Origin of the sequence: Actinomadura sp. B10D3, assembly GCF_039871695.1 — a bacterium.
GTDB lineage: Bacteria > Actinomycetota > Actinomycetes > Streptosporangiales > Streptosporangiaceae > Spirillospora > Spirillospora madurae.
The window spans coordinates 66,087-72,730 of the sequence record NZ_JBDPLY010000039.1 but is presented as its reverse complement, the minus strand read 5'-3'; the positions used below and the strand labels follow the sequence as shown (position 1 = coordinate 72,730).

Genomic DNA, 6,644 nt, shown 5'->3' with positions numbered 1-6,644 from the left:
GGGGGGGGGGGGGGCGGGGGGGGCCCGCTGTGGGCGGGCATCGGAGAGTGCGCCGGTGGGGGTGGTGGGAAGCCGCCGGGGGCGCCACCGTGGCCCGGGGGTGGTGTGGGGGCGGAGGCGGCCATGGGGGTGGGCTGCTGCCGGCCTGGCGCGGGGGCGGGGGGTGGGTACTGGGCGTTGCCGTACTCGCCTGGGCCGCCGTAGGACGCCGCGGCGGGACGTGGGGGCGCGGGTGGCGGGGGTGGGAACGGGGACGGGGAGCCTGGTGGTGGCAGGGGGGCCTGACCGGGTGGGGGCGTAGGGGCGCCGGACGAGGAGCCCGGGCGGGACGACCGCGGTAGGGCCACGGCGGCTTCCAGCCACTGGCCGATCTTGGAGCTCCAGTCCGTCTCGGCGGCCTCGGCGTGCGGGACCTTGAAGACGCCGAACGACTGGTCCTGCGGGGTGTCGCGGTCTTCGGCGCGCAGGACGAAGGCCATGCCGCGCGGGCTGGCGATGAAGGCCAGCCCGACCTTGTCGATCCGGTCCTCGTAGGACGTCGGCGGGTTGAGGTGGATCTCCTGGTGGAACGGCAGCTGCTGGGAGACGCCCCGGAGCTTGGACGACTCGAACGTCACGTTGGTGATCTGGAAGCCGAGCCGGGCGATCGAGGCGAGCACCCACTGCTGGGATTCCAGCGGCTCGACGGAGATCGGGTCGACGTCGCCCGGGTCGGGCTGGCCGGCGACGTCGACCTCGGTGCACATGCCGATGGTGAAGCCTGGGAGCTCGTGGCCGAGGACGGTGGTGAACGGCAGCTCGTACGGCAGCGGGATCGAGAACGACAGGTCGCGCCGGCCGCCGGCGTCCAGCCGGAAGCCGCGGGTGAGCGCGCCCCGGTACACCTCCGGGCCGGCCGACTCGCCGCCGTAGCCGTTCTGCATGCGCGGCATCAGGGCCAGGGTCACGTGCCGGACGTCCACGGGCCCGGAGCCGCCGCGCAGATGCACCTTGCCCGCCACGACGCCGCCGGGCTTGCAGTTCGGCTCCGACAGGATCGTGTCGACGGACGGCCCGCCGCCCGCCATCTGCCCGTAGGACACCGGCCGTACCCCTCTCCCGACCGCGGGGACGCAGTCCCCGCGCACGTTCGCCCGGCGCAAGTTAGGCCGTGCGCTTCAGGCCGCGCAAGTTAGACCTACTCCACCATGCCATTGGTTCACGCCATGAAGGAGAACACCGCGCACAATCTGTCCGCGCCGACACGCCGCGGGTCGCGCGGTCACTCCTCCTTGGCGGTGACGGTCACGGGCGCGTAGCCGAGCTTCTCCAGCGGTTCGCGGATCTGCGCGGCGTCTCCGACGGCGACGACGGTCAGGGCCCCGGGGTCGACGTGCTCGCGGTAGGCGCGGGCGACGCCGTCCGGGGTGGAGGCGCGGACGGCGGCCAGGTACGCGGACGGGTAGTCGGCGCCGAGCCCGTTGGCGGACGCGTCGGCCAGCTCGGCGGCGACGGCGCGTGCCGTCTCGTACTCGGCGGGCGCCCGGTCGGCCAGTGCGCGGACGGACGATCCGTGCTCCTCGGCGTCGATGCCGCGGGACACGACGCCGCGCAGCTCGGTCAGCGCGTCCGCGACGGCGTCGGCGGTGACCTCGGTGTGGACGGCGCCCTGGGCGATGAACAGCCCGCAGTGCCGCATGCGCAGCAGCCCCGCCCGCATGCCGTAGGTGTAGCCCTTCTCCTCGCGCAGCACGGCGTTGAGCCGGGACGTGAGCCCGCCGCCGAGCACGTGCGAGGCGACCATCAGGGACGGCCAGTCGTGGTGCGAGCGGTCGGGGACGCCGTGCGCGAAGCCGAGGTAGGTCTGCACGGAACCGGGGCGGTCGACGACGACGATGCGGGCGGCCGACTCCGGCAGGATCCGGTCGGCGGTCGGAAGCGGCTCGCCCGACCCCGCCCAGCTCTCCAGAGCGGCGCTGAGGGCCCCGTCGGCGTCCACCCCGGACAGATCACCCGCGACGACCGCGGTGGCCTCCGCGGGCACCACAGAGCCGTAGAAGCCGCGGACGTCCGCTCCCTGGAGCGCGCCGACCGAGTCGCGGGTGCCGCCGGTCGGACGGGACGCCCTCGCCTCGGCGGGGAAGAGGACCGCGCGGATCTCGCGCATCGCGCGCGAGCCGGGATCGGCGTCCTCCTGCGCGATCTCCTCCAGCCGTTCGCGGACGAGGCGGCGCACGTCGGCGTCGTCGAGCGCCGGGCGCCGCACCACCGAGGAGAACAGCTCCAGGGCGGCGTCGAGCCGCGACGTCGGCACGTCGAGCGCGACCCGCAGCGCGGTCAGGTCGGCGTGGGCGTAGAGGCTGGCGCCGAGCCGCTCGAACGCGGCGGTCAGCGCGGTGCCGCCGCCCGGCTCGGTGCCCTCCAGCAGGGCGCGGGCGGTCAGCGTCGCGATGCCGTCCAGGCCGGAGGGCTCGCGGCCGGCGCCCGCGTGCAGGACGAGCCGGACCGCGGCGAGCCGCCGGCCGGGCAGGTCGCAGCGCAGCGTCGCCGGCCCGGCCGGGACGCGGCCCGGGGTCCCGGCGGGGAAGGACCAGGCCGGGACGGGCCCCGGGACGGGGCGGGGCTGCAGGACGAGACCGCTGCTCACGAGGTGCCTCCGTAGGTCAGGGCGGCGCGGGCGCCGGACGGGAGCCAGCGGCCCGCCATCTCCTTGATCGCGTCCGCGGTGACGGCGGCGGCGCGGCCGGGGGCGGTGAAGACCCGGGCCGGGTCGCCGAACTGGGTCGCGTTCTGCGACAGCGCGTTGGCCAGGCCGGTCACCGTCTCGGTCTGCTCCAGGAAGCCGCGTTCGGCCTGGGCGGTGGCGCGGGCGGTCTCGTCCGCGTCCGGGCCGTCGGCGGCGAACCGCTCCAGCTCCTCGTCCAGCACCGCGGCGATCTTGTCCGGTTCCGGCCCGATGGCGTCCACGATCGCCAGGGACGGACCGGACGCGAGCCGCGTCACCCCGGCCCACACCTCGGTGGCGATCTGGTCGCGCCGCACCATCCGGTCGTAGAGGCGGGAGCCGGAGCCGCCGCCGAGGATCTCGACCGCGAGCTCGGCGGCCTCGACGTCGTCGCCGCCGTCGGTGGGCAGCGTGAACATCGCGAAGTAGGCGGGGGACGGGACCTCCTCGTCGACCGCCTCGTCGCGGACGCCGGACAGCGGCCCGAGGTCGCCGGGGCGGGCGGAGGGCTTCTCCGGCCCGGCCGGGAGGCCGCCGAAGTAGCGCTCCACCGCGGCCACCGTCTTCTCCGGGTCGACGTCGCCGACGACGGACAGGACGGCGTTGCCCGGCGCGTACCAGGTGGCGAAGAAGTCCGCGCAGTCTTCGAGGGTGGTGGCGTCCAGGTCGTCCATGGAGCCGATCGGGGTGTGCGCGTAGGGGTGGCCGTCGGGGAACGTCAGCGCGCACAGACGTTCGAAGGCCGTCCCGTAGGGCTGGTTGTCGTAGCGCTGGCGGCGTTCGTTCTTCACCACGTCGCGCTGGTTGTCGAGGTTGGCCTGGGTGAGCGCGCTGGGCAGCGTGCCCATGCGGTCCGCCTCCAGCCAGAGGGCGAGCTCCAGGTGGCTGACGGGCACCGTCTCGTAGTAGTTCGTGCGCTCGAACGACGTGCTGGCGTTGAACGCGGCGCCGGCGCTCTCCAGGAGTGCCGCGTGCTCGCCTTCGGCGACGTTGGCGGAGCCCTGGAACATCAGGTGCTCGAAGAGGTGGGCGAGGCCGGTGCGGCCGGCACGCTCGTGCCGCGAACCCACCCCGTACCAGATGTTCACGGCGGCCAGTGGTACGACGTGGTCCTCGCAGACCACCACGCGCAGGCCATTGCCGAGCGTGTGCTCATGCAGCGGCTGTTCTGCCACGGAGCGCTCCCGTCCGTTTCGATGGGTCGGCCGGCGGACAGCACCGCACGCGTCCGCGGGACGTGCCCGGTGCGGCGGGCTTGATCTCGGTCTCACCGTACCGGGTGCGCCGCACGGGAGGAGCGCCCGCGCGAACTGTGGACAACTTGCGCCGAGGAAACGGACAAGCTCGGACGAAGCCGGACGAGAAAGGGGAGCGGGTGGGGACGGGAGCAGGTCAGGAGGCGGCGGACTCGTGCGCCGCGATGGCGTCCTCCAGCGACCGGTGGAGGACGAAGATCTTGGTGAGCTGGGTGACGTGGAAGACGCGCCGCACCCGGTCGTTGACGCCCATGAACGCCATGGAGCCGTCGCGCGCGCGGAGCCGGTGGTAGATGCCGACGAGCACGCCGAGGCCCGTGGAGTCCAGGAAGGTGACCTCGCTGAGGTCGATGACCAGGTGCGAGCCGCCGTTGTCGATGATGTCGAGCAGGGCCTCCCGCAGGCGTGGGCTGGTGAAGACGTCGATCTCACCGCTGATCTTCACGACCGTGAGGCCCTTCTCGACGCGATGCTCGACGGCGAAGTCCACCGGTGCTCCTCTCTGCCGGTCGTCTCGCGAGGTCCCTAGGGGAGTTCTAGGGCACCCGGAGGGGAACTCATTAGTTACCCCTGTCGGACGTTGTTACGCCCGTCAAGCGTGTGACACGCGTCAGGGAGCCCGGAACAGCGCCCAGACAACCTTGCCGCGGGCGAGGCCGCGCCACCCCCAGCGGACGCTGAACGACTCGACCAGATGCAGGCCGCGTCCGGTCTCGGCGATGTAGTCGGGTTCCTTGCGGCGCGGCGCCCTGCGGCTCGCGTCCATGATCCCGCAGAGCAGCCACGGGCCCTCGTACCCCAGGCGCAGCCTTATGGCGGAGGGAGCGGACCCCAGCGGGTCGGCCGGGTCGCCGTACACGCCCTCGCGGTGCACGTCGTCGCCCGGCCGCCCGCCGGTCACCCTTCCGCTGTGCCGCAGCGCGTTCGTGACGAGTTCGGAGACGACGAGGCCGACGTCGTCGGTGAGCTCGGAGAGGTTCCACTCGATGAGCCTGGAGACCGCGAAGTGCCGGGCGTCGGTGACCGATTCCGGGTCCGGCTCGACGGTGAAGGAGACCGTGGTCCCTCTGAGCTCCGTCAGCGCGGTGACGGCCGTGTCGAGGCGCGGGGGCAGGTCGCGGGACTCCGGGACCGGCGTCGAGCGCCCAGCGTGGTCCTGCGGGTCGGCCGGCCCCGCGACAGGGGCAAGCTCCCACCGCGTGTCGTCGTGCGCATGGCGTGACGTCATTCCACCGGACCCCGCAGAGTGATCTCGTTGTGCAGCCGTGGCTCGGAAGTCTCGTGCGTTATCCTGCGCATCGTAGCGTGCGAATGCAAGGCCCAATGCACGTGCATCCGCGTGGTGAGGGTGTGGGGTGACGCGGATCGCATGCGAGTGATTGGAGGTAACCGCAGGACACTGAGGCCAGTGGCACACTAGGTTCGCTGTCCGCCGAATAGCCGGGAGGTTGGGCGTGACTCCAGAGACGCCGGGAAGCGGGTCGACGGTTCGTCGGATCCTGCTCGGGTCACAGCTTCGCCGTCTGCGCGAGCAGAAGGGCGTGACCCGTCAGGACGCCGGCTACGTCATCCGCGCGTCGGAGTCGAAGATCAGCCGCCTCGAGCTCGGCCGGGTCAGCTTCAAAGAACGCGACGTGGACGACCTGCTCACGCTGTACGGCGTCGGCGACAAGACAGAACGCGAGGCGCTGCTACAGCTCGCCAGGGAGGCCAACACCCCCGGTTGGTGGCACCGGTACAACGACGTGCTGCCCGGCTGGTTCCAGACCTATGTCGGCCTGGAGGAGTCGGCGGCGCTGATCCGCACATATGAACTGCAGTTCGTCCCGGGCCTGCTGCAGTCGGAGGGGTATGCGCGTGCGGTGATCCGCCTGGGCAACGCCGGAGCCGCCGAACAAGAGATCGAACAGCGCGTGGAACTGCGCCTGCAACGTCAGGAACGCCTCACCGGCCCGGACGCTCCGCGTCTGTGGGCCGTGGTGGACGAGGGGGCGCTCAAGCGTCCCATCGGAGGTCCGGAGGTGATGCGGGGCCAGTTCGAGCACCTCATCGAGATGTCCAAGCTGCCCAACGTCACCATCCAGATCATGCCGTTCCGGTTCGGCGGGCACGCCGCCGAGGGTGGCGCCTTCACGATCCTGCGTTTTCCCGAGCAGGACCTGCCGGACGTGGTTTACGTCGAGAACCTCACCGGCGCGATGTATCTGGACAAGCGCGACGACGTCGACACCTATCTGCAGGCGATGGAACGCCTGTGCGTCGACAGTGCGACCCCGGAACGCACGGTCGAGCTTCTCGGTGATCTTCTCAGAGAGACATGATGCTCCAGACCGATTACGACAACGGGATGTCGGCCGCCGAGCTCCTCGGGGCACGGTGGCTCAAGTCCCGGCGAAGCAACTCACAGGGGAACTGTGTGGAAATCGCCGAACTGCCCGGAGGGCAGGTGGCGATGCGCAACTCCCGTCATCCCGAGGGTCCCGCCCTCATCTACACCCGCCCCGAGATAGAAGCGCTCATCCTTGGAGCCAAGGACGGCGACTTCGACCATCTCATCGCTTCCCGTAACTGAACCCCGAGCGGCGGGTCGGCACCGGCTACGCCGAACGTCGACCCCGCCGCCCCAACGAGACACAGGCCACCCCTGGCGCGAGGGTGGCCTTTTCCTTCGGCCCTGGGCGCCT

The 6,644-nt window shown here is 72.0% G+C and carries 7 protein-coding genes; 2 read left to right on the top strand and 5 right to left on the bottom strand.

Annotation, left to right across the window (positions count from 1 at the left end):
• The 5 genes from ABGB11_RS38180 to ABGB11_RS38160 form a co-directional block, all read right to left on the bottom strand.
• Nucleotides 1-1,082 (bottom strand): sporulation protein (locus ABGB11_RS38180; RefSeq protein ID WP_347640382.1); only part of this gene is annotated, 1,082 nt, incomplete at its 3' end.
• Between the two features lie 179 nt (nucleotides 1,083-1,261).
• Complete coding sequence (locus tag ABGB11_RS38175; RefSeq protein WP_347640381.1) at nucleotides 1,262-2,626, bottom strand: pitrilysin family protein; 1,365 nt, start codon at nucleotides 2,624-2,626, stop codon at nucleotides 1,262-1,264.
• Nucleotides 2,623-3,879, bottom strand: a complete 1,257-nt coding sequence (locus ABGB11_RS38170) for a pitrilysin family protein (RefSeq protein WP_347640380.1) — start codon at nucleotides 3,877-3,879, stop codon at nucleotides 2,623-2,625. The genes ABGB11_RS38175 and ABGB11_RS38170 overlap by 4 nt, the downstream gene beginning before the upstream one ends.
• Nucleotides 3,880-4,096: 217 nt before the next feature.
• The gene (locus ABGB11_RS38165) at nucleotides 4,097-4,450 is read right to left on the bottom strand and encodes an STAS domain-containing protein (protein ID WP_347640379.1); all 354 of its coding nucleotides are present in this window, start codon (nucleotides 4,448-4,450) and stop codon (nucleotides 4,097-4,099) included.
• A gap of 120 nt (nucleotides 4,451-4,570) precedes the next feature.
• Nucleotides 4,571-5,188, bottom strand: coding sequence for an ATP-binding protein (locus tag ABGB11_RS38160; protein WP_347640378.1), 618 nt, complete (start codon nucleotides 5,186-5,188; stop codon nucleotides 4,571-4,573).
• 226 nt (nucleotides 5,189-5,414) lie between these two features.
• Here ABGB11_RS38160 and ABGB11_RS38155 point away from each other — a divergent pair, with 226 nt between their 5' ends.
• Nucleotides 5,415-6,281 carry a helix-turn-helix transcriptional regulator gene (locus ABGB11_RS38155; RefSeq protein ID WP_347640377.1) on the top strand — a complete coding sequence of 289 codons (867 nt, stop codon included), beginning with the start codon at nucleotides 5,415-5,417 and terminating at the stop codon, nucleotides 6,279-6,281.
• Nucleotides 6,281-6,532, top strand: a complete 252-nt coding sequence (locus ABGB11_RS38150) for a DUF397 domain-containing protein (RefSeq protein WP_024934952.1) — start codon at nucleotides 6,281-6,283, stop codon at nucleotides 6,530-6,532. Before ABGB11_RS38155 ends, ABGB11_RS38150 begins: the two co-directional genes overlap by 1 nt.
• The last annotated feature ends 112 nt before the right edge of the window (nucleotides 6,533-6,644 follow it).

Bases quoted from the DNA above. Each gene is read 5' to 3' on its own strand.
- ABGB11_RS38160 (WP_347640378.1), bottom strand. From the start codon at position 5,188: ATGACGTCACGCCATGCGCACGACGACACGCGGTGGGAGCTTGCCCCT.
- ABGB11_RS38150 (WP_024934952.1), top strand. From the start codon at position 6,281: ATGCTCCAGACCGATTACGACAACGGGATGTCGGCCGCCGAGCTCCTC.